The sequence below is a fragment of the Nocardioides pacificus genome (assembly GCF_054775955.1).
The window spans coordinates 906408-926821 of sequence record NZ_BAAHCI010000005.1; the positions used below are offsets into that span (position 1 = coordinate 906408).

Here is a 20414-nt window from a genome sequence, read left to right on the forward strand (position 1 = left end):
GCATGACTAGGTCGGACTAGTCCGTTTGGACTATGCCGATTGGGTCAAAGGTGCCTGACGCAAACAAACCCGTCTCCGTACAGTTTTCAACAGGGGTTGAGGGTGGTGGCAGTCATGGGGGTTGCCGCTGACCACCTCGCTAGGGATGGGGACCGTTTCATGTGGGTTGAGGACTGGACGACGGCTGCTGCCTGCCGCAAGGCGCAGCCGGATCAGCTGTTCGTGCGCGGAGCCGAGCAGAACAAGGCCAAGCAGGTCTGCGCCGGCTGCCCGGTGCGCAGCGAGTGCCTCGCCGAGGCGCTGGACAACCAGATCGAGTGGGGTGTGTGGGGCGGCATGACCGAGCGGGAGCGCCGCGCGCTGCTGCGTCGCCGGCCGACCGCCTCCTGGCGCTCGGTGCTCGAGGCCGCCAAGAACGGCCACGACCTGAGCCCCGCCGTCTGAACTGACGTACCTCGAGCCGTCCGCCCTCAGGGCGGACGGCTCAGTCGTCGTCACTCGGGCCCGCGTTCCAGCCCGCGTTCCAGCCCGCGTTCGGCTCAGTCCTCCGCCGCGCCGCCGGCCAGCAGCGTGCCGATCCGACGCAGGCCGTCGAGGTCGTGCACGTCGGTGGACAGCGCCGGTACGACGACGGTCTCGACGTCCGGGTGCGCCGCCGAGAAGCGCTCGCACAGCCGCGCCTCGCGCTCGACCATCCGCGACCGGTCGGCGTGCAGCCGCAGCAGCCCGGCCGTGAGCGAGGCGGGGTCCTTCTTGCGCAGCCGCTCGGAGGCCGACATCGCCTCGTCGGCCGACAGCGGCCCCTTCGGCAACGGGGTCGCCCGGTTGACCACCAGACCGGCGAGCGGCATCTCGTCCTCGCCGAGGCGCTCGACGAAGTACGCCGCCTCGCGCAGCGCGTCGGGCTCGGGTGCGGCGACCACGAGGAACGCCGTACCGTCGGCCTGCAGCAGCGCGAACGTCTTCTCCGCTCGCTGACGGAACCCGCCGAAGACGGTGTCGAGCGCGGCGACGAACATCTGCAGGTCGCGCAGCACCTGGCCGCCCAGGATCTTGCTGAGCGCGTTGGTGATGACGCCGAAGCCGGCGGTCATCAGCTTGGCCGGGCCGCGGGCGGGAGCCAGCAGCAGCCGGATGAAGCGGCCGTCGAGGAAGCTGGAGAGCCGCTCGGGCGCGTCGAGGAAGTCCAGCGCCGAGCGTGAGGGCGGGGTGTCGACGACGATCAGGTCATAGGTGCCGTCGCGGTCGGCGTCGGCGCGGATCTGGCCGAGCTTCTCCATCGCCATGTACTCCTGCGTGCCCGCGAACGAGCTCGACAGCGCGATGTAGAAGGGGTTCTCGAGGATCTGGCGCGCCTTGTCCGGGCTGGCCTGGCTCTCGACCACCTCGTCGAAGGTGCGCTTCATGTCGAGCATCATCGCGTCGAGGCTGCCGGTCGCGTCGGGGGAGAGCCCCGTCACCGGGCGGGGCGTGTTGTCGAGCTGCTCGATGCCCATCGCCTGGGCCAGTCGACGGGCCGGGTCGATCGTGAGCACGACCACCTTGCGGCCCCGCTCGGCGGCGCGTAGCGCCACGGCCGCGGAGGTCGTGGTCTTGCCGACGCCCCCCGAGCCGCAGCAGACGATGATGCCGGTGCCCGGGTCGTCGAGGAGAGCGTCGACGTCCAGGCTCACCGCCCGCTCGCCCGTCGCGGCGAGCGGACCGAAGCGGGGCCGCTCGTGGGTGCGCCTGCTCATGCCATCCCCTGCTCTTTCAGCGAAGCGGCCAACTCGTAGAGACCGCCCAGGTCGATGCCTTGGGGCAGCCGGGGCAGCTCGTAGGTCGGCACGCCGAGCTCGCCCACCAGCACCCGCTGCTCGTCCTCGAGCCCGCGCCGCTCCGCGTGGTCGCGGGCCTCGTCGAGCAGGCCGTCGACGAGCGTGTCGTCGACATCGGTCCCGGCCTCGGCCAGCTCCTCGACGATGCGGGTCCGATCGAGGCTGCCGCTGCGGGCAGCGGCGAGGTCCTCGTGGGAGAGGTCGCCCGAGCGGACGAGGTTGACCACGACTCCACCGACGGGCAGCTGGGCCTCGCGCAGCTCCGCGATGCCGTCCGCTGTCTCCTGGACCGGCATCTCCTCCAGCACCGTCACGAGGTGTACGGCGGTGCGCGGCGAGCGGAAGAGCGTCATCACCAGGTCGGCCTGGCTCTTGATCGGCCCCACCTTGGCGAGGCCCGCGAGCTCGCCGTTGACGTTGAGGAACTGCGAGATGCGGCCCGTCGGGGGAGCGTCGAGCACCACCGCGTCGTACTGGATGGTGTTCTTGCCGCGACGCCCCGCCTTGGCCGCCTCGAAGACCTTGCCGGTGAGCAGTACGTCGCGCACGCCGGGGGCGATGGTCGTGGCGAAGTCGATGACGCCGAACCTGTCGAGGGCCCGGCCAGCGCGACCGAGGCGGTAGTACATCGAGAGGTACTCCAGCAGCGCCGACTCCGCGTCGATGTGCAGCGCGTGCACGGTCCCCGCGCGGCCGTCCTCGCCGGGGAGACCCTGGGCGATGCGGCGCTCCTCGTAGGGCAGCGGGTCGACGTCGAACATCCGGGCGATGCCCTGGCGGCCCTCGACCTCGCAGAGCAGGACGTTCTTGCCGGTCGAGGCGAGGGCGAGCGCGAGGGCTGCGGCGACGGTCGACTTGCCGGTCCCACCCTTGCCGGTCACCACGTGCAGCTGGACGCGGGACCAGTCGGGGCGGGTCGCCGCACGTGTGGTCTGGGGCGCTGGTGGGGGCACGTTCGCAGCCTACGACCTGGTCCTGACCGCCGGAGGGGTCGCTGTGACTAGAGTCGCATCAGACGACAAGGAGGGCTCCAGTGGACAAGGTGGTGGCGACGGCGGCCGAGGCAGTGGCGGACATCGCGTCCGGCTCGCGGCTGGCGGTGGGCGGGTTCGGGCTGTGCGGGATCCCGTCGGTGCTGATCGAGGCGCTTCTCGAGCAGGGCGCCGGCGAGCTGGAGGCGGTGTCGAACAACTGCGGCGTCGACGACTGGGGGCTGGGCCGGCTGCTCGCGGCGCACCGGCTGCGGCGGATGGTCTCGTCGTACGTCGGGGAGAACAAGGAGTTCGCCCGGCAGTACCTCTCCGGCGAGGTGGAGGTCGAGCTGACCCCGCAGGGCACGCTGGCGGAGCGGATGCGCGCGGGTGGGTCGGGGATCCCGGCGTTCTTCACCGCGACCGGGGTCGGCACGCAGGTCGCCGAGGGCGGCCTGCCGTGGCGCTACGACGACGCGGGCAACGTGGTGGTGGCCTCGCCGGCCAAGGAGGTACGACGCTTCGCGACGCCCGAGGGCGAGAAGGAGTTCGTGCTGGAAGAGGCGATCATCGCCGACTTCGCGCTGGTGCGGGCCTGGAGGGGCGACCGGCACGGCAACCTCGTCTATCGCGACTCCGCCCGCAACTTCAACCCGCTGGCCGCGATGTGCGGACGGGTCACGATCGCGGAGGTCGAGGAGCTCGTCGAGCCCGGAGAGCTGGACCCCAACGACGTCCACACCCCCGGCGTCTACGTGCACCGGGTGGTCGCGCTGAGCCCCGAGCAGGCGGCCGACAAGCGCATCGAGAAGCGGACCGTGCGTCCGCGCGAGGAGGCCTGAGATGAGCTGGACCCGCGAGCAGATGGCCGCCCGTGCCGCCTCGGAGCTCCACGACGGCTCCTACGTCAACCTCGGGATCGGGCTGCCGACGCTGGTGCCCAACTACGTCCCCGACGACGTCGAGCTGGTGCTGCAGTCGGAGAACGGCATCCTCGGCGTAGGCGCCTACCCCGTCGACGGCGAGGAGGACCCGGATCTGATCAACGCCGGCAAGGAGACCGTCACGCTGCGCCGCGGTGCGTCGTTCTTCGACTCCGCGACGTCGTTCGCAATGATCCGCGGCGGCAAGATCGACGCCGCGATCCTGGGTGCGATGCAGGTCTCGGCCAACGGCGACATCGCCAACTGGATGATCCCCGGCAAGATGGTCAAGGGGATGGGCGGCGCGATGGACCTCGTGCACGGCGCGAAGAAGGTCGTCGTGCTGATGGAGCACGTGGCCCGCGACGGCTCGCACAAGATCGTCGAGGAGTGCTCGCTGCCCTACACCGGCAAGCGGGTCGTGCAGCGGATCATCACCGACCTGGCCGTCATCGACGTGATCGACCGCGCGAGCGGCGAGCTGGCCACCCCCGGCACCCTCGGCGAGCGGTTCCTCCGCCTGGTCGAGTGCGCCCCCGGCGTCAGCGAGGACGAGGTCCGCGAGAAGACCGGCCCCCAGCTCAGCTGAGTCGGCGCGAACGCACACCCGGAGAGCGCTGAGTCGGCGCAAGCTCTCGTGCGCTTGCGCCGACTCGGCGGTCGTACGGCGTGCGCTTGCGCCGACTCGGGGTGCCCTCAGTCGAGGGCCAGGGCCGCCGCCGGAGTCACGCGGGCGGCTCGGCGGGCCGGGAGCAGGGCGGAGATCAGGCCCGCCAGCGCCCCGACGAGTACGACGAGCGCCAGCTGGCCCCAGGGGAGCACCATCGCCACGTCCTCGACCACGGTGCTCACCAGCACCTCGACGCCGACCCAGGCGAAGGCCACGCCCAGCGTGGTGCCGAGGACGGTGGCCACGCCCGCGAGCAGCAGCGCCTCGCCGGCCAGTGTCGTCCGCAGCTGGCGTCGGGTCAGCCCCATGGCGCGCAGCAGGGCGATCTCGCGGCCCCGCTCGAGCACCGACAGCCCGAGGGTGTTGCCGATCCCGATCAGCGCGATCACGATCGCGATCCCGAGCAGCCCGACCACCGCGCCGGTCAGCACGTCGAGCTGCAGCTCGACCCAGGCCCGCTCGGACAGCCCGCTCTCGAGCTCGGCGCCGATCGGGTTCGCCACGGCGGTGAGGTCGCCCCCGAGGTCCTCGGCGTCGGCGCCGGGCTCGGCGAGCACCCACACGGCGCGGGTGCCGGGCCGGGGCGCGAGCTGCTCCAGCGTCTCGGGGGCCACCAGGGCCGCCGTGCCCCAGCCCTCGCCGGCCAGGAGGCTCAGCTCGGCCGTGCGATCCCCGACGCGCACGTCGACGATGTCGCCCTCCGACACCTCGGAGCCCAGCAGGCCCGACGGGACCAGCACGGTGCCCGGCGCGACCTGCTCGAGCTCCGGTGCTCCGCGCACGACGTCGCTCGCGCCGGGCGCGGCGAGCAGCTCGACCTCCTCACGGGCGTCGTGACGGGAGTCGATGGTGGCCGTCGTGCCGAGCAGGGTCACCGCCTTCTCGACCTCCGGCGCCGCCAGCACCCGGTCCAGCGCCGAGGCGGGCAGGTCCTCGCCCGTCGCGGTCAGGGTGGCGTCGATGGGGTGCTGCGCGTCCATGTCGCCGGCGATGGCGTCGCGCGAGGTCGCCATGCCGGTGAGCACGGCGGTCGTGAGGGTCACCCCGACGAGCAGCGACGCCGTCGTCGCGGCCGTACGCCGCGGGTTGCGCACCGCGTTGCCCACCGCCAGCCGACCGGCGGGCCCGCTGAACCGGTCGGTGAGCGCCCCCCAGCCCCGGATCAGGCCGGGCACCAGGAGCGGCCCGAGCAGCAGCACACCGGTGAAGGAGACGGTGCCGCCGGCCACCATCAGCTCGACGGACGCGTCGCCGATGGCCAGGCCCAGCAGGACCACGCCGACCCCGACGGCCAGCAGACCCAGGGCGATCCGGATCCGTCCGGCGACCGTCCGCACGTCGACCCCGCCGTCGGGACGCAGCGCCGCCAGCGGGCTGACCCGCACCACCGCGCGGGTGGGCAGCCACGAGGCGACCACGGTGACGGCGAGCCCGACGCCGAAGGCCGCGACGTACCAGATCCAGGAGAGCTCGACGGTCCCCATCGAGGCGGACGGGAACCAGTGCCGGATCCCGGCGACCAGCGCGAGCCCGCCGAGTGTCCCGACGGCCAGGCCGATGAGGGAGGAGACGACCCCGAGCACGAGAGCCTCCACGCGCACCGAGCGCAGCACCTGGCGCCGGGTGGCGCCGACGCAGCGCAGCAGGGCGAAGTCACGGGTGCGCTGGGCGAAGAGGATCGAGAAGGTGTTGGCGATGACCAGCACGGACACGAACAGCGCGATCGCGGCGAACATCAGCAGCAGGATGGCGATGACGTCGACGCCGTTGCTGATCTCCTGCTGACGCTCGTCGACGAAGACGTCGCGCTCGCTGACCCGGCCGCCGGACTCCTCCAGCCAGCCCTCCAGCGACGTCGTCTGCTCGGCGACGGAGCCGGTGCCCGCCCAGGCCACGCTGTCGACGTGCATCTCGCTGCGCCAGCCCGCCACATCGGACCAGGTCAGGTAGACCGGGGCCGCGACCATGACGGAGGGCGAGTCGACGATGCCGACGACCTCGACGTCCACCGCTCGCGAGCCACTGCCGACCTGGAGCCGGTCGCCGAGGGTGATGCCGTTGCCCTTGGAGCGGTTGACGTCGGCCACGGCCTCGCCCGGACCGGACGGGAACCGGCCCTGCTCGAGCTGCTGCCAGCGCATCGCGTCGGTCTCGGCGACGAGCCCGATGTCGGTCTCGTCGCTGACCAGCTCGCCGTCCGCGGTCGCGAGCGGCTGCCGGCTCCAGCCGAGCACCGAGGCCTCGGCGCCCTCGTCGGCCGCCCGCTCGACCAGCTCGCCGGCCTGGTCGCCGTCGATCCACGAGACGACCACGTCGGAGCCGGCGTACGGCGCGTCGACGCCCGCCACGAGCCCGTTGCGGGTGGCGGTCGAGAGCGCGTGGGTGATGATCACGAAGGCGACGCCGATGGTGACCGCGAGGCACGCGGCGACGTAGCGCCGGGTGTGGCGGCGCATCGAGGCGAGGAGCACGGTGCGCATCAGGCGCTCCGGCCCTGGCGCAGGGCGGCCACGAGCTCGTCGGAGCCGGGGCGCTCCAGGTGGGCGCGGATGGCGCCGTCGGCGATCACGACGACGTCGTCGGCGTAGGCCGCGGCGTCGATCTCGTGCGTCACCATCACCACCGTCTGTCCCATCTCGCGCACCGAGCGGCGCAGGAAGCCGAGCACCTCCGCCGACGCCTCGCTGTCGAGGTTGCCGGTCGGCTCGTCGGCGAAGACCACGGCCGGGGCGGTCACGAGCGCGCGGGCGATGGCCACGCGCTGCTGCTGTCCGCCGGAGAGCTCGCTGGGCCGGTGGTCGAGGCGGTCGCGCAGGCCGAGGGTGTCGACGACCAGGTCGACGCGGGCGACGGTGGCGGCGTCGAGGTTGCGGGCGCGGCGCCCGGCGAGCTCGAGGGGGAGCAGGATGTTCTGTCGCGCGGTGAGCATCGGCAGCAGGTTGAAGGCCTGGAAGACGAAGCCGACGTGCTCGCGGCGGAAGAGCGTCAGCGCGGTGTCGTCGAGCGACTCCAGCGCCACCCCGCCCACCTCGACGGTGCCCGAGGTGGGCTGGTCGAGGCCGGCCAGGCAGTGCATGAGCGTGGACTTGCCGGAGCCCGAGGGCCCCATGATCGCGGTGAACCGGCCGGCTGGCAGGTCGAGGTCGACGCCGCGCAGGGCGTGCACGGCTGCGTCTCCGCGGCCGTAGGTGCGGGTGAGTCCGCGAGCCGTCGCGGCGGTGGCTCCGACGCTCGTCGCGGAGGGGGGACGGGGGGTGTGAGCGGTGGTTTCCAGCATGACCACGACGCTAGGTTTCGAGCGGCCTCCGGGCGTCCGGCCGTGGGCTGAACCTGGGGTACGACGAGCGGGGGACGCCGGCGCGCGTCGTACGACCTGGGGTGGAGGTCAGCCGACCAGCCCGGTCTCGTAGGCCAGCACCACCAGGTGCACGCGGTCGCGTGACCCGGTCTTGGCCAGCACCCGCCCGACGTGGGTCTTGACGGTGGCCTCGGCGACGAAGAGGTCGGCGCCGATCTCGGTGTTGGAGCGGCCGCGGCCGACCAGCGTGAGCACCTCGAGCTCGCGCTCGGTGAGCATGGCGAGGCGCGGGTCGGGGCCGTCGGCGGGGCCTGCAGAGTGACCGGGGGAGCCCTCGGCGGCACCGGGCAGGGACGACGCGAAGTGGTCCAGCAGGCGTCGGGTGGTGCTGGGCGCGACGACGGCGTCGCCGGCGTGCACGGAGCGGATCGCGCCGAGCAGGTCCGGCGGTGGGGCGTCCTTGAGCAGGAAGGCGGAGGCGCCGGCGCGCAGGGCGGCGAAGGCGTACTCGTCGAGGTCGAAGGTCGTCAGTACGATCACCCGCGGCTCCGGTCCGCGCGCGGTGAGCAGCCGCGTGGCCTCGACCCCGTCGAGGCGAGGCATCCGCACGTCCATCAGGACGACGTCGGCGCGGGTCGCGGCCAGTCGCTCGATCGCCTCCCGCCCGTCGCCGGCCTCGCCGACCACCTCGAGGTCGTCCTGGCTGTCGACGAGCATCCGGAAGCCCGCGCGGACCAGCTGCTGGTCGTCGACGAGGAAGACCCGGATCGGCCGGTCGAGAGGATGGTCGGCGTTCTCGGACTCGGGGCTCACAGGGGGATCCTGGCAGACACCGCGAACCCGCCCCCGGGCCGTGGCCCCGCCTCGAGCGTCCCGCCGTGCACCGACACCCGCTCGTGCATCCCGAGCAGGCCGAGCCCCTGGCCGTCGTCGCTGGACGCGGCGCCCCGCCCGTCGTCGCACACCTCCACGCGCAGTGCGTCGTCGACGGCCAGCCGCAGACGCACCCGGGTGTCGGGGCCGGCGTGCTTGCGGACGTTGGTGAGCGCCTCCTGGACGATGCGGTACGCCGTGAGCGCGACGCCGTCGGGCAGCGCGGTCGCCCCGGCCCGGCCCGTCTCCGGCAGGGTCGCGTCGAGGCGCATGCCGCCGGCGCGGGCGTCCTCCACCAGCGAGGAGAGGTCGGCGAGCCCCGGCTGGGGTCTCGTCTCGGAGACCACCTCGGCGTCCGAGCGCAGCAGGCCCAGCATCTGCCGCATCTCGGTGAGCGCCTCGCGGCCCGCGGCGGCGATCGTCTCGAGGGCAGTCGCGGCCACCTCCGGGTCCTTGCCCGCGGCGTACCTCGCGCCGTCGGCCTGCACCACGATCAGCGACAGCCCGTGCGCGACCACGTCGTGCATCTCCCGGGCGATCCGGGCGCGCTCGTCGGCGGCCGCGAGCTCCGCGCGCTGGGTCGCCTCCCGCTCGAGGCGCTCCCCGCGCTCGACCAGCGTCGCGACGTAGGCCTGCCGGGTCCGTCCGAGCACGCCCAGCGTCCAGGCAGTCAGCACGATCGCGGAGATCAGCAGGAAGTAGGACATGAACGCCGAGATGCTGAGGTCGCCCCACGGCCGGATCCAGGCGTACGACGCGACGGCGGCCGCGAGCATCCCGACGCCCAGCGCGACCCAGCCGGCGACGGGCCGGGCCCACCGCGCGACGGAGTAGACCGCGATCGGGAACGCCACCTGGGACCACAGCGCGAACTCGGTGACGAACACCTGGGCCGCGCTCGCCGTCGCGATCACCAGGAAGACCGGGACCGCGTGGCGCCGACGCCACCACAGGGGCACCAGCTGGACGACGTTGAGGACGATCTCCGAGGGCGGCAGCCGGGAGATGAGCATGACCGGGACCGGCAGCAGCAGGAGAGCGGTGAGGACCGCGTCGAACCACCACTGGCCGCGCTCGTCGAGTCGCCAGGGCTGCCGGACCATGCCCCGAGCCTAGGCGCGCGGCGCCGGCGGCGCGTCGTACCGGCGGGGGACCGGTGGCGGGTCGGTGTCCTACCCAGGGTGGACTCCCGCCGGTCACAGGTAGGGTGCGAGCCATGACGAAGTGGGAATACCTGACCGCGCCGATCCTGACGCACGCCGCCAAGCAGATCCTCGACAACTTCGGAGCCGATGGCTGGGAGCTGGTGCAGGTCGCGCCGGGGATGAACCCGGAGAACCTCGTCGGCTACTTCAAGCGGCCCGTCCAGGGCTGAGCCCCAGATGACTGTCGAGCAGCGGCTCGCGGAGCTCGGGCTGGAGGTGCCGCCCGTCGCGGCGCCGGTCGCGTCGTACGTCCCGGCCGTGCGCAGCGGCATCCACGTCTTCACCTCGGGCCAGCTGCCGATGCGCAGCGGCGAGCTGATGTTCACCGGCAAGGTGGGCGGCGAGGTGACGGCCGAGGACGCGACCGCGTGCGCGCAGCAGTGCGCCCTCAACGCGATCGCGGCGGTGAAGGCCGAGATCGGCGACCTCGACCTGGTCAAGCGGGTGGTGAAGGTGGTGGTGTTCATCGCCTCGACTCCCGACTTCACCGGGCAGCCGTTCGTCGCCAACGGCGCCTCCGAGCTGTTCGGGCACGCCTTCGGTGACGCCGGGCGCCACGCCCGCTCGGCCGTGGGGACGCCGGTGCTGCCGCTCGACTCGCCGGTCGAGGTCGAGCTGATCGTCGAGGTCTGATGCTCGACTTCACGCGCTCCCTGCCGAGCAAGCTCGTCGAGCAGGCCCGCGACTTCGCCGAGGGGCGTCGTACGCCGGCCGAGCCGCGCAACGCCGCGACGATCGTGCTGACGCGCGGCTCGCGCTCCGGATCCGTGGAGGAGGGCGCGCTGGAGGTCTACTTCCTGCGTCGCCACGTCGACATGGCGTTCGCCGCGGGCATGGCGGTCTTCCCCGGCGGCGGCGTCGACCCGCGCGACCACGACTCCGACGACGACGCGCTGCCCTGGGCCGGTCCGCCGGCCGAGGAGTGGTCCGAGCGGCTCGGCGTCGAGGTGGGGCTGGCACGGGCGCTGGTCTATGCGGCCGTGCGCGAGACGTTCGAGGAGTCCGGCGTGCTGCTGGCCGGCCCGTCGCCCGACTCGGTGGTCGACGACACCACCGGCGACGACTGGGAGGCCGACCGGGTGGCGCTCGAGGAGCGGCAGCTGTCGTTCACCGAGTTCCTGCGCAAGCGCGACCTGGTCGTCCGCTCCGACCTGCTCACGCCCTGGGCGTGCTGGCTCACCCCGGTCTTCGAGCCGCGCCGCTACCGCACCTGGTTCTTCCTCGCGGACCTGCCGGAGGGCCAGCGCACCCGCGACGTGTCGTCGGAGTCGCAGGAGGTGATGTGGCTCTCCGCGCGGGACGCCCTGGCCGCCGCCCACCGCGACGAGCTGCTGATGCTGCCGCCGCAGTACTACACCTGCGTCGAGCTCTTCGCCGCCACCGGCCCGGAGCACGCCGCGCGCATCGGCCGCGCGCGCGAGGTCGCGCTGGTCGAGCCGACCGCCCGCTTCGCCGGCGACGAGGCCCACCTGGAGATCCCCGAGCGGCTCGTGGAGCTCGGCGAGCGCGTGCGGGCGGGGATGGAAGCGTGACCTGGCTCGGCGGGTCGTTCGGGGAGCGGGCGCGCTGCGTGCTCGCCCCCAACCCCGGCATCATGTCGCTCGACGGCACCAACACGTGGGTGCTGCGCGAGCCCGGGGCACGACGCTCGGTCGTCGTCGACCCCGGCCCGTCGATCCTCAGCCACCTCGACGCGATCGCGGAGGAGGGCGGCGAGGTCGCCGCGGTGCTGCTCACCCACCACCACGCCGACCACTCCGAGGCTGCGCGCGAGTTCGCCGAGCGGATGGGCTGCGGCGTTCGTGCGCTTGACCCGGCCTACCGGCTCGGCTCGGAGGGTCTCGGCGACGGCGACGTGGTCGAGGTGGACGGCCTCGAGGTCCGCGTCGTCGGCACGCCCGGCCACACCGCCGACTCGCTGTCGTTCCTCGTGCCCGCCGACGGCGCCATCCTGACCGGCGACATGGTGCTCGGTCGCGGCACCACCGTGGTCGCGCATCCCGACGGCCAGCTCGGCGCCTACCTCGACTCCCTCGACCGGCTGCACCGGCTCGCCGAGGCCCGCGAGGCGCAGGCGATCTGGCCCGGTCACGGCCCCGTCATCGACGACGCGCTCGCCGTCCTCGACTTCTACATCGCCCACCGCCGCGAGCGCCTCGCCCAGGTGGAGGACGCGGTCGACCGGATCGCGGCCGTCGACCACCCCGAGGGCATCTCCATCGACGAGCTGCCGCGCCGGGTCGTCGAGATGGTCTACGCCGATGTCGACCCGGTCCTCTGGGGCGCCGCCGAGCTCTCCGTGCGGGCCCAGATCGCCTACCTCAACGAGCGGCGCCCGCCGCACGTGTGAGCGGGGCGCGCGGGGTGCACGCCGTACCCCCCACCCGCATGTAACGCGGGGTTATCGGTACTGCCACAGCGAAATGGCGCTGCGGTGGTTCCGATAACCCCGCGTTACAGCTGGGCGGGGCGACGGCTGCGGCGCCACCCGCGCGCCGCCCCCACGAGGGCGAGTACGACGAGCGCGGCCAGGCCCCCGGTCATCGCCCAGCGCTCGGCCGACCACGGCCACTCGGGCTCGGGGCGGCCCACCGTCGGGCGGTCGAGGGTCATCAGGTCGACGGCGACGGTGAGGCTGTTGCCGTCCACCGCGGGGGCGGTGCGGCCGACGATCCGGTAGGTCGAGTCGGGGCGGCGCTCGCGGGTCATCACGACGATCTGTCGCTCGGTGGGCTCGGAGTCGCTGACCGGCGTCACCAGGGTGACCATCAGGTCGTCGTCGATCCAGCCCAGGGGGCGGACCTCGGCGCCCTGGGGGTACAGGCTCTCGCGGGAGGCCAGCGGCCTCGCACTCAGCCGACGGGTGGCGACGTCGAGCACCCGCGCGTCGTCGGTGGGCGCGGACGTGCCCAGGCTCAGCTGCGCTCCGCCGGGGGCGAAGGCGCCGAGAGGGGGGCGCGCGTTGACGCGCAGTCGGACCCGACTCATGGCCTTGCCGTCCCAGGTCGACACCTGGTTCTTCTCCAGCACCGTGACCGAGCCGTCGTCGGCGATGGCGAGCGTCGCCCCTTCGGTGCGCACCGGCACCTGCTGCGAGCTGGTGGCGCCGCGGCCGATCCGTCCGGCGGCGGGATCGCGCGCACCGGTAGCGCTGTCCGTCCAATAGACGAGCCGCCTGCCGACCCAGACGATCCACGCGCTGTCGGGGGACCAGCCGATGTCGGTGACCATCGTGCCGCGACCACCGCGGATCGGGACCGTGCGGACGTCGCCGGTCTCCAGGGTGACGACCCGGATCCCGCTGGGCATCGGCGTCGCGTCGGATCGGGGCGCGGGCCCGGCCCAGGCGTAGGCGAGCTGCCGACCGTCGGGGGACAGCGCCACGGAGGTGGTGTCCCCGAGCGCGGCCCGGTTCAGCACCCGGTTGAGCAGGAAGCCGGGCAGGTCCAGTAGGTGGTAGTCGCCCTTCTCCGCATCGACCACCACCGGCAGCCCGCCGCGCATGACGTACGCCGCGGCGCCGCGCCCGATCGCCAGGTCGCTCTCGACCTCGTCGCGCAGCCACTCGCCGTCGTCGCCCTGCGCCGCCATCCGCTCCGGCACGCTCCAGAGGTGACTCGGCACGGCCTCGCGGGCTCCGGGGTCGGAGCCGTCCGCCGGCACGGCCTCCCGTGACGGCAGTCCACCCAGGAGCCCGGCCGTCCCCGCCACCAGTGCGAGCACCGCCACGGCCGCCCCGGCGGACAGCGCGACGGAGCGGAGGCGTGCCCGCTGCCCCCGCCGCCAGGTGTCGGCCGGCACCACGACCCGCGGCGCCTGCTCGGCGATCCTCTCCAGCTCCTCGCGCAGCCCGCTCTTGAAGGGCCCGCTCATGACGACTGGTCCTTCATGACGACTGGCCGATCAGCTCGGAGAGCTCCGGCGCGAGCACCCGCAGTCGGGCCAGCGCCTGGCGGCCGATCGACTTCACCGTGCCCGGGCCGATGCCCAACACCTCCGCGGTCTGCGCCTCGGTGAGGTCCTCGTAGTAGCGCAGCACCAGCACCGTCCGCTGCCGGGTCGTCAACCGCGCGAGCGCCTCCTCGAGCGTCAGGCGCAGTGCGGTGTCCACCGGCGCCGCGGGCGCGTCATACACGCCGAGCGCGCTCTCCCGGACGTGCCGCCGAGACCTCCACCACGAGACGTTCTGCGTGTAGAGGATGCGCCGCACGTAGGCGTCCGGGTCCCCGGAGATCCGGTGCCAGGCCCGCGCGGCCTTGAAGAGCGCTGTCTGCACGAGGTCCTCCGCGAGGTGGGCGTCCCCGGTGAGGAGGTACGCCGTACGCGACAGGGCAGCCGTGCGCGCCACGACGTACGCGTCGAAGTCGTGCTCAGGCACAGCGCCCCCTTCCACCCCTACAGACGCACGAGCGCCCGCGGCCGGGGGTCAGCGGCGGCCCACGAAAATGTAACGCGGGGTTATGTGACCCACCGCAGCGAAATATCGCTGTGGTAGATCGGATAACCCCGCGTTACATGCGGCTCGTACGGCGCGGCGCGGCGCGGCGCGGCGCCGCGCGCCCCGCCGTCGTACGGCGAAGCGTCAGCGGGCGCGGCGGCTCAGGCGCTCGATGTCCATGATCACGACGGAGCGGGGCTCCAGGCGCAGCCAGCCGCGGGAGGCGAAGTCGGCCAGCGCCTTGTTGACGGTCTCGCGGGAGGCGCCGACCAGCTGGGCGAGCTCCTCCTGGGTGAGGTCGTGGTGGACGTGGACGCCGTCGTCGGCGGTGCGGCCGAAGCGGTCGGCGAGGTCCAGCAGCGCCTTGGCGACGCGGCCGGGGACGTCGGAGAAGACGAGGTCGGCGACGACGTCGTTGGCCTTGCGCAGTCGCGCGGCGAGCTGCGAGAGCAGGCCGCGGGCGACCATCGGGCGTCCCTCGAGCCAGCGCAGCAGGTCCTCGTGGGACAGCGAGGCGAAGGTCGCGTCGGTGACGCACGTGACGGTGGCCGAGCGCGGACCGGGGTCGAAGAGCGACAGCTCACCGAACATCTGGCCGGGACCGAGGATCGCGAGGAGGTTCTCGCGGCCGTCGGAGGAGGTGCGGCCGAGCTTCACCTTGCCCTCGAGGACGACGTAGAGCTTGTCGCCCGAGTCGCCCTCGCGGAACAGCACCTCGCCGCGACGCAGCCGGCTCTCGGCCAGCGAGGCCTGCAGAGCGGTCGCAGCCTCGTCGTCGAGCGCGCTGAACAGCGGGGCCTGGCGCAGTACGTCGTTGTCCACGACACCTCCATCGTCGTCAACACCGCCCGGGGACCGCGCAGTGACACAGAGCATCCTAGCCGTGGGCCTTGTCACAGACGTATTCCGTCCCTGTGTCCCGCGCACGAATCCCGGCGGACGCAGCCAAATCGGCGGTGTCGGCGGTGCCCCGTAGTCTGGGCGGGTGCCTGACACGTCCCTGGTCCGCCGTGCCCGCAAGACCCACCGGGTCCTCGCCGAGACCTACCCGGACGCCCGCTGCGAGCTGGATTTCGACGATCCCTTCCAGCTGCTCGTCGTCACCGTGCTCAGCGCCCAGACCACCGACCGGCGGGTCAACGCCGTGCGCCCGCTGCTCTTCGCGACCTATCCCGACCCCGCCGCGATGGCCGGCGCCGAGCGGGACAGGCTCGAGCAGATCGTCGGCCCCCTCGGCTTCTTCCGGGCCAAGACCGACGCGCTGCTCAAGCTCAGCCAGGCGCTCGTCGAGCACCACGGCGGCGAGGTGCCCGGCCGCCTCGACGACCTGGTCAAGCTCCCCGGCGTCGGCCGCAAGACCGCCAACGTCGTGCTCGGCAACGCCTTCGACGTCCCCGGGATCACCGTCGACACCCACTTCGGCCGACTGGTTCGCCGCTTCGGCTGGACCGACGAGACCGACCCGGTCAAGGTCGAGCACGCCATCGCCGAGCTCTTCCCCAAGCGCGACTGGACGATGCTCAGCCACCGGGTGATCTGGCACGGGCGCCGGATCTGCCACGCCAAGAAGCCCGCCTGTGGCGCCTGCCCGGTCGCACGCTGGTGCCCGGCGTACGGCGCGGGGCCGACCGACCCGATCGCCGCCGCGGCGCTGGTCAAGACCCAGGGACCCGCATGAGGCGCCCCCTCCCCACGGCCCTGGTGGCCGTCGTGCTCGGGCTGACCCTGTCCGCCTGCGCGCCCGGCGACGACGACGACAAGCCCGGCTGGTCGGTCCCCTCGGTCGGCCCCGCGGAGGTCGAGGTCGACACCCCCGAGCTGCGCGAGGCCAAGGCGAGCCTCGGCGTCGAGCCCTGTGTCCCGGGGGCCGGCGCGCCCGGCGCGGGCTCCCTGCCCGAGGTCACGCTCGAGTGTCTCGGCGGCGGCGAGGCGGTGGACCTGTCGCGCCTGGAGGGCCCGCTCATCATCAACTGGTGGGCCCAGTGGTGCGAGCCCTGCCGCACCGAGATGCCGATCCTGCAGTCCTTCCACGAGAGGTACGGCGACCGCGCGCCGATCCTCGGCATCGACTCCCAGGACAACAGACCGCAGTGGGCCTTCGATCTGATCGAGGAGACGGGGGCGACCTACCCGATGCTCGCCGACCCCGGCGGCGACACCAACCGCGCCGGCGACCTGCAGGTCCGTGGTCTGCCCCACTTCGCCTTCCTCAGCGCCGACGGCGAGCTCACCCAGGTGGCGGTCTCGCTGACGTCCGAGGAGCAGCTCGTCGAGCTGGTCGCCGAGCACCTTGGGATCGACCTGTGATCCCCGACTGGCTCGAGCCGGTACGACGCGCGGCGCAGGACATCACCGTCGACCACCTCACCCGCTTCCAGCCGCCGGAGGGCGCCCAGACCCGCAAGGGGGCGGTGCTGATGCTGTTCGGCGAGGGGGAGCGCGGCCACGAGCTGCTGCTCACCGAGCGGGCCCACGACATGCGCTCCCACCCGGGTCAGGTCTCCTTCCCCGGCGGGTCGCTCGATCCGGGGGAGACCCCCGTCGAGGCTGCGCTGCGCGAGGCCGACGAGGAGATCGGCCTCGACCCGGCCTCCGTCGAGGTCTTCGCCGAGCTCCCCGAGCTGTGGTTGCCCCCGAGCAACTTCGCGGTGACACCGGTCCTCGGCTGGTGGCGCGAGCGCGGCAGGGTCGGCATCGCCAGTCGCGACGAGGTCCACGCTGTCCACCACGTGCTGATCGAGGACCTGCTCGACCCCACCCACCGGATCCGGGTGCGCCACCCCAGCGGCTGGCTCGGCCCCGGCTTCATGATCGGCGACGACAAGGACGTCATCCTCTGGGGCTTCACCGGCGGCATCATCGCCCGGCTCTTCGACTTCCTCGGCTGGACCCGGGAGTGGGACGAGGCCCAGGTGCGTGACCTGCCCGGCTACATGCTGCAGGGCGAGCCGCCCGCCGGCGCGCGTCGTACGGCACCGAACACGCGGCTGCTCGACATCGAGGACAGCGACGACGACGAGAACAGCGGCGGCGACGACGAGGACAGCGGCGGGGCCGACACGTGAACCTTCTCGATTGGATCCTCGTCGTCCTCGTCCTCGCCTATGCCTTGTCGGGCTACTGGCAGGGCTTCGTCACCGGAGCGTTCGCGACCGCCGGGCTGCTGCTCGGCGGCCTGCTGGGCGTCTGGCTCGCACCGATCGCGCTGGGCGAGGCGGAGCCGTCGATGTGGGTCTCGCTGGGCGCGCTCTTCATCGTGATCCTCTCGGCGACCCTGGGCCAAGCGCTGCTGCAGTACACGGGCTCCCGGATCCGCGAGCGCATCACCTGGCAGCCCATCCGGGCCGTCGACGCCGTCGGCGGCGCGGCGCTGAGCGCGCTGGCGGTGCTGATCGTGGCCTGGGCTCTCGGCGTCGCGGTCTCGGGGTCCAAGATCGGCTCGATCACCCCCCTGGTGCGCAGCTCGCAGGTCCTCGCCCAGGTTGACGAGGTGCTGCCGACCGCTGCCGGTCAGGTCCTGCAGGCGTTCAACAACGTGGTCGGCACGACGTTCTTCCCGCGCTACCTCGAGCCGTTCGCGCCCGAGAACATCGTCGAGGTGGCCCCCGGTGACGCCAAGACCCTGCGCCGTCCCGGGGTGCAGGAGGCCAAGCAGAGCGTGCTCAAGATCCGCGGCCAGAACGTCTGCGGCCGCGGTGTCGAGGGCACCGGGTTCCTCTACGCCGACGACCGGCTGATGACCAACGCCCACGTCGTCGCCGGGGTCAGCGAGCCGGAGGTGCTGATCGGCGACGACACGGTCAGCGCCGAGGTCGTCCACTACAACGCCCAGCTCGACGTCGCGGTCCTCGCCCTCGACGACGCCGGCCGGCCGCCGCTGAGGTTCGACACGGCCGAGGAGGAGCAGAACGTCGCGATCCTCGGCTACCCCCAGGACGGCCCCTTCGACGCCCAGCCCGGCCGCATCCGCTCGGAGCAGCGGCTCCGCTCACCCGACATCTACGGCAACGGCTCGATCATCCGCGAGGTGTACGCCGTGCGCGGGCTGGTGCGCCCCGGCAACTCCGGTGGGCCGATGGTGGCCGGTGACGGCGACGTGGTGGGCGTGATCTTCGCGGCGTCGGTGACCGACGGCCAGACCGGCTACGCCCTCACCGCCGATGCCGTTGCGGAGAGCGCGCGCCTCGGGAGCGCGAGCAGCAACCCCGTCGACACCGGCAGCTGCGCCGGCTGAACGTCGTACCCAGCACGTGGTCGGCTGAGGATGGGCGATCAGCTGCGCTTGAGCAGGCTCTTGCTCTCCTGGGCCTGACGGATCGCGCGCTCGGGGGCCTTGACCTTCTTGACCTTCTTGATGCCCAGGAAGGCCAGCAGGCCGGCCAGCAGCAGGTACAGCACGAACACGATGAGGTAGGCCCAGTGCAGGTCCAGGCCGCTGCCGTTCCAGTGGATCAGATAGGCCAGGGCGATCGAGAACATGATGATCGCGAGCAGGCCGAGGAACGCCGCGCCGGCGAAGAAGCCCGCACCCGTCGCGCCGTTCGAGACGCTGACCTTGAGCTCGGACTTGGCGAGCTTGATCTCGTTGGAGATCAGCGACGAGATGTCGCGGCTGGCGTCGGAGACGAGACGGCCGATGGTGGGATCGGTGTCCTTCACCGGTTCGGATGCCATGTGGTCTTCCTCCGCTGCTTGGTCGGGCCATTGTTGGTGATCAGGTCCGTGGTGACCTCCCTGACCCTACAACGCACGTTATAGGCTCGTGCACGGTGAGCCGGGAAGTCTGGTCGGCGCGTACTGTCTGCTGCCGTCACGCACCTTCCGAGAGGCTTCACTGGCATGAGCTCCCGTCCACCCTCCCCCCAGAGCTCACCCCAAGGCTCCCCCCGAAGCTCCAGGGTCCTCTCGCGACCCAGCTGGGCGGAGTACCAGCGCGTCGGTGACATCCTGCGCACCGAGACGATCGGCGGCCTCCTGCTCATCGCGGGAGCGGTGGTCGCGCTGATCTGGGCCAACTCGCCCTTCGGCGACGACTACTTCGCCCTGCGCGACTACCACGTCGGGGGAGAGCTGCTCGGTCTCGACCTGGACCTCAGCCTGGGGCACTGGGCCGCCGACGGCCTGCTGGCGCTCTTCTTCTTCCTGGTCGGTCTGGAGCTCAAGAAGGAGTTCGTCGCCGGCGACCTGCGCACCTTCAACCGGGCGATCGTGCCCGTCGCGGCCGCCGTCGGCGGCGTCGTCGTGCCCGCGGTCATCTACGTGCTGCTCAACCTCAGCACGGGCGGCGAGACACTGCGCGGGTGGGCCATCCCGACCGCCACCGACATCGCCTTCGCGGTCGCGGTCCTGGCCGTGATCGGCTCCAAGCTGCCCTCGCCGCTGCGGCTGTTCCTGCTCACGCTCGCCGTCGTCGACGACCTCATCGCGATCTGCATCATCGCGGTCTTCTACTCCGAGGACCTGCAGCTGCAGTACCTCCTGCTGGCTCTCATCCCGATCGCGCTGTACACCGGCCTGGTCCAGAAGGTGCCGGCGTTCATCGGCAAGAACTGGTGGGCGCCCTGGGTCCTCCTGTTCCCCCTCGCGCTGCTCACCTGGGCGTTCTTCCACGAGTCCGGCGTGCACGCGACGATCGCCGGCGTGGTGCTCGGGTTCACCGTCCCGGTGCTTCGCAAGCAGAACACCTCGGGGCCAGGGCTCGCGGACTACCTCGAGCACCGCTTCCGTCCGATGTCGGCCGGCTTCGCGATCCCGGTCTTCGCGTTCTTCTCCGCAGGCGTCTCGCTGACGGACGGCGGCGGCCTGGGGTCGCTGGTCAACGACCCGGTCTTCTGGGGCATCGTGCTCGGTCTGGTGGTCGGCAAGCCGATCGGCATCATGGGCTCGACCTGGCTGGTCACCCGCAGCGTGCACGCGAACCTCGACGAGGACATCACCTGGCGTGACCTCTTCGGCATGACGCTGCTCGCGGGCATCGGCTTCACGGTGTCGCTGCTGATCTCCGAGCTCAGCTTCGGCGCGGAGTCCGCCCACGGCGACCACGCGAAGATCGCCGTCCTCGGTGCTTCGGTCCTCGCCGCCGCGCTGGCCACGATCGTGCTGGTGCCACGCAACCGGCACTACCGCGAGATCGAGCTGCGCGAGCAGGTCGACGAGGACCAGGACGGCATCCCGGACCTCTTCCAGCACCCGAACCGCTAACGCGAGTCGGGGGATCTT

Annotated in this window: 22 protein-coding genes; 12 read left to right on the plus strand and 10 right to left on the minus strand. The window is 72.4% G+C overall.

Going from position 1 to position 20414, the window contains the following annotated elements; all coding sequences use genetic code 11:
- Positions 1 to 159 precede the first annotated feature (159 nt).
- A complete protein-coding gene (locus ACYU7L_RS06905) occupies positions 160 to 444 on the plus strand; it encodes a WhiB family transcriptional regulator (RefSeq protein WP_460794602.1) in 285 nt (94 codons plus the stop codon).
- Between the two features lie 95 nt (positions 445 to 539).
- On the opposite strand, the gene ACYU7L_RS06910 is transcribed toward ACYU7L_RS06905, so the two are convergent.
- Together ACYU7L_RS06910 and ACYU7L_RS06915 are read right to left on the minus strand one after the other, a co-directional pair.
- On the minus strand, positions 540 to 1736 hold the full coding sequence (locus ACYU7L_RS06910) for an ArsA family ATPase (RefSeq protein ID WP_460794603.1): 1197 nt from the start codon (positions 1734 to 1736) through the stop codon (positions 540 to 542).
- Positions 1733 to 2770 (minus strand): ArsA-related P-loop ATPase, encoded by a 1038-nt coding sequence (locus ACYU7L_RS06915; RefSeq protein WP_460794604.1) that lies wholly within the window; start codon positions 2768 to 2770, stop codon positions 1733 to 1735. The genes ACYU7L_RS06910 and ACYU7L_RS06915 overlap by 4 nt, the downstream gene beginning before the upstream one ends.
- A gap of 80 nt (positions 2771 to 2850) precedes the next feature.
- Between ACYU7L_RS06915 and ACYU7L_RS06920 the strand changes: the two genes are divergently transcribed.
- Positions 2851 to 3630 (plus strand): CoA transferase subunit A, encoded by a 780-nt coding sequence (locus tag ACYU7L_RS06920; RefSeq protein WP_460794605.1) that lies wholly within the window; start codon positions 2851 to 2853, stop codon positions 3628 to 3630.
- 1 nt (position 3631) lies between these two features.
- Positions 3632 to 4300 carry a CoA transferase subunit B gene (locus tag ACYU7L_RS06925; protein WP_460794606.1) on the plus strand — a complete coding sequence of 223 codons (669 nt, stop codon included), beginning with the start codon at positions 3632 to 3634 and terminating at the stop codon, positions 4298 to 4300.
- A gap of 107 nt (positions 4301 to 4407) precedes the next feature.
- Here the strand turns inward: ACYU7L_RS06925 and ACYU7L_RS06930 are convergent, their stop codons facing one another.
- The 4 genes from ACYU7L_RS06930 to ACYU7L_RS06945 all read right to left on the minus strand — a co-directional run bounded on the left by ACYU7L_RS06930 (position 4408) and on the right by ACYU7L_RS06945 (position 9655).
- Positions 4408 to 6861: an ABC transporter permease gene (locus ACYU7L_RS06930; protein ID WP_460794607.1), complete on the minus strand. Its 2454-nt coding sequence runs from the start codon at positions 6859 to 6861 to the stop codon at positions 4408 to 4410.
- Positions 6861 to 7658: an ABC transporter ATP-binding protein gene (locus ACYU7L_RS06935; RefSeq protein WP_460794608.1), complete on the minus strand. Its 798-nt coding sequence runs from the start codon at positions 7656 to 7658 to the stop codon at positions 6861 to 6863. The genes ACYU7L_RS06930 and ACYU7L_RS06935 overlap by 1 nt, the downstream gene beginning before the upstream one ends.
- Positions 7659 to 7766: 108 nt before the next feature.
- Complete coding sequence (locus ACYU7L_RS06940; protein WP_460796595.1) at positions 7767 to 8396, minus strand: response regulator; 630 nt, start codon at positions 8394 to 8396, stop codon at positions 7767 to 7769.
- Between the two features lie 92 nt (positions 8397 to 8488).
- On the minus strand, positions 8489 to 9655 hold the full coding sequence (locus ACYU7L_RS06945) for a sensor histidine kinase (protein ID WP_460794609.1): 1167 nt from the start codon (positions 9653 to 9655) through the stop codon (positions 8489 to 8491).
- A 113-nt stretch (positions 9656 to 9768) separates the two neighbouring features.
- Between ACYU7L_RS06945 and ACYU7L_RS06950 the strand changes: the two genes are divergently transcribed.
- From ACYU7L_RS06950 to ACYU7L_RS06965, 4 genes are read left to right on the plus strand one after another with little or no spacing between them, the layout of a single operon-like run.
- Positions 9769 to 9927 (plus strand): DUF4177 domain-containing protein, encoded by a 159-nt coding sequence (locus ACYU7L_RS06950; protein ID WP_460794610.1) that lies wholly within the window; start codon positions 9769 to 9771, stop codon positions 9925 to 9927.
- A 7-nt stretch (positions 9928 to 9934) separates the two neighbouring features.
- Positions 9935 to 10390, plus strand: coding sequence for a RidA family protein (locus ACYU7L_RS06955; RefSeq protein WP_460794611.1), 456 nt, complete (start codon positions 9935 to 9937; stop codon positions 10388 to 10390).
- Complete coding sequence (locus ACYU7L_RS06960; protein WP_460794612.1) at positions 10390 to 11289, plus strand: NUDIX hydrolase; 900 nt, start codon at positions 10390 to 10392, stop codon at positions 11287 to 11289. The genes ACYU7L_RS06955 and ACYU7L_RS06960 overlap by 1 nt, the downstream gene beginning before the upstream one ends.
- On the plus strand, positions 11286 to 12107 hold the full coding sequence (locus tag ACYU7L_RS06965) for an MBL fold metallo-hydrolase (RefSeq protein WP_460794613.1): 822 nt from the start codon (positions 11286 to 11288) through the stop codon (positions 12105 to 12107). The genes ACYU7L_RS06960 and ACYU7L_RS06965 overlap by 4 nt, the downstream gene beginning before the upstream one ends.
- Positions 12108 to 12211: 104 nt before the next feature.
- On the opposite strand, the gene ACYU7L_RS06970 is transcribed toward ACYU7L_RS06965, so the two are convergent.
- The 3 genes from ACYU7L_RS06970 to ACYU7L_RS06980 form a co-directional block, all read right to left on the minus strand.
- Entirely contained in the window at positions 12212 to 13630 is a 1419-nt protein-coding gene (locus ACYU7L_RS06970; RefSeq protein WP_460794614.1) for a hypothetical protein, read from the minus strand.
- A gap of 13 nt (positions 13631 to 13643) precedes the next feature.
- Positions 13644 to 14135 carry a SigE family RNA polymerase sigma factor gene (locus tag ACYU7L_RS06975; protein WP_460794615.1) on the minus strand — a complete coding sequence of 164 codons (492 nt, stop codon included), beginning with the start codon at positions 14133 to 14135 and terminating at the stop codon, positions 13644 to 13646.
- Between the two features lie 204 nt (positions 14136 to 14339).
- The gene (locus ACYU7L_RS06980) at positions 14340 to 15017 is read right to left on the minus strand and encodes a Crp/Fnr family transcriptional regulator (protein WP_460794616.1); all 678 of its coding nucleotides are present in this window, start codon (positions 15015 to 15017) and stop codon (positions 14340 to 14342) included.
- A gap of 163 nt (positions 15018 to 15180) precedes the next feature.
- Between ACYU7L_RS06980 and nth the strand changes: the two genes are divergently transcribed.
- The 4 genes from nth to ACYU7L_RS07000 are packed head-to-tail and all read left to right on the plus strand — an operon-like array spanning position 15181 to position 18429.
- Positions 15181 to 15873 (plus strand): endonuclease III, encoded by a 693-nt coding sequence (gene nth, locus ACYU7L_RS06985; RefSeq protein WP_460794617.1) that lies wholly within the window; start codon positions 15181 to 15183, stop codon positions 15871 to 15873.
- Positions 15870 to 16502 carry a TlpA family protein disulfide reductase gene (locus ACYU7L_RS06990; RefSeq protein ID WP_460794618.1) on the plus strand — a complete coding sequence of 211 codons (633 nt, stop codon included), beginning with the start codon at positions 15870 to 15872 and terminating at the stop codon, positions 16500 to 16502. Before nth ends, ACYU7L_RS06990 begins: the two co-directional genes overlap by 4 nt.
- The gene (locus ACYU7L_RS06995) at positions 16499 to 17260 is read left to right on the plus strand and encodes an NUDIX hydrolase (protein WP_460794619.1); all 762 of its coding nucleotides are present in this window, start codon (positions 16499 to 16501) and stop codon (positions 17258 to 17260) included. Before ACYU7L_RS06990 ends, ACYU7L_RS06995 begins: the two co-directional genes overlap by 4 nt.
- Positions 17257 to 18429 (plus strand): MarP family serine protease, encoded by a 1173-nt coding sequence (locus ACYU7L_RS07000; RefSeq protein ID WP_460794620.1) that lies wholly within the window; start codon positions 17257 to 17259, stop codon positions 18427 to 18429. The genes ACYU7L_RS06995 and ACYU7L_RS07000 overlap by 4 nt, the downstream gene beginning before the upstream one ends.
- Positions 18430 to 18467: 38 nt before the next feature.
- Here the strand turns inward: ACYU7L_RS07000 and ACYU7L_RS07005 are convergent, their stop codons facing one another.
- Positions 18468 to 18869, minus strand: coding sequence for a phage holin family protein (locus tag ACYU7L_RS07005; protein ID WP_460794621.1), 402 nt, complete (start codon positions 18867 to 18869; stop codon positions 18468 to 18470).
- A 165-nt stretch (positions 18870 to 19034) separates the two neighbouring features.
- Here ACYU7L_RS07005 and nhaA point away from each other — a divergent pair, with 165 nt between their 5' ends.
- Positions 19035 to 20396 carry a Na+/H+ antiporter NhaA gene (gene nhaA, locus ACYU7L_RS07010; protein ID WP_460794622.1) on the plus strand — a complete coding sequence of 454 codons (1362 nt, stop codon included), beginning with the start codon at positions 19035 to 19037 and terminating at the stop codon, positions 20394 to 20396.
- Positions 20397 to 20414: the final 18 nt, after the last annotated feature.

Bases quoted from the DNA above. Each gene is read 5' to 3' on its own strand.
- ACYU7L_RS06925 (WP_460794606.1), top strand. From the start codon at position 3,632: ATGAGCTGGACCCGCGAGCAGATGGCCGCCCGTGCCGCCTCGGAGCTC.
- ACYU7L_RS06950 (WP_460794610.1), top strand. From the start codon at position 9,769: ATGACGAAGTGGGAATACCTGACCGCGCCGATCCTGACGCACGCCGCC.
- ACYU7L_RS07005 (WP_460794621.1), bottom strand. From the start codon at position 18,869: ATGGCATCCGAACCGGTGAAGGACACCGATCCCACCATCGGCCGTCTC.
- ACYU7L_RS06990 (WP_460794618.1), top strand. From the start codon at position 15,870: ATGAGGCGCCCCCTCCCCACGGCCCTGGTGGCCGTCGTGCTCGGGCTG.
- ACYU7L_RS06935 (WP_460794608.1), bottom strand. From the start codon at position 7,658: ATGCTGGAAACCACCGCTCACACCCCCCGTCCCCCCTCCGCGACGAGC.
- ACYU7L_RS06970 (WP_460794614.1), bottom strand. From the start codon at position 13,630: ATGAGCGGGCCCTTCAAGAGCGGGCTGCGCGAGGAGCTGGAGAGGATC.
- ACYU7L_RS06960 (WP_460794612.1), top strand. From the start codon at position 10,390: ATGCTCGACTTCACGCGCTCCCTGCCGAGCAAGCTCGTCGAGCAGGCC.
- ACYU7L_RS06930 (WP_460794607.1), bottom strand. From the start codon at position 6,861: ATGCGCACCGTGCTCCTCGCCTCGATGCGCCGCCACACCCGGCGCTAC.
- ACYU7L_RS06905 (WP_460794602.1), top strand. From the start codon at position 160: ATGTGGGTTGAGGACTGGACGACGGCTGCTGCCTGCCGCAAGGCGCAG.
- ACYU7L_RS06945 (WP_460794609.1), bottom strand. From the start codon at position 9,655: ATGGTCCGGCAGCCCTGGCGACTCGACGAGCGCGGCCAGTGGTGGTTC.
- ACYU7L_RS06955 (WP_460794611.1), top strand. From the start codon at position 9,935: ATGACTGTCGAGCAGCGGCTCGCGGAGCTCGGGCTGGAGGTGCCGCCC.
- ACYU7L_RS06910 (WP_460794603.1), bottom strand. From the start codon at position 1,736: ATGAGCAGGCGCACCCACGAGCGGCCCCGCTTCGGTCCGCTCGCCGCG.
- ACYU7L_RS06940 (WP_460796595.1), bottom strand. From the start codon at position 8,396: ATGCTCGTCGACAGCCAGGACGACCTCGAGGTGGTCGGCGAGGCCGGC.
- nhaA (WP_460794622.1), top strand. From the start codon at position 19,035: ATGAGCTCCCGTCCACCCTCCCCCCAGAGCTCACCCCAAGGCTCCCCC.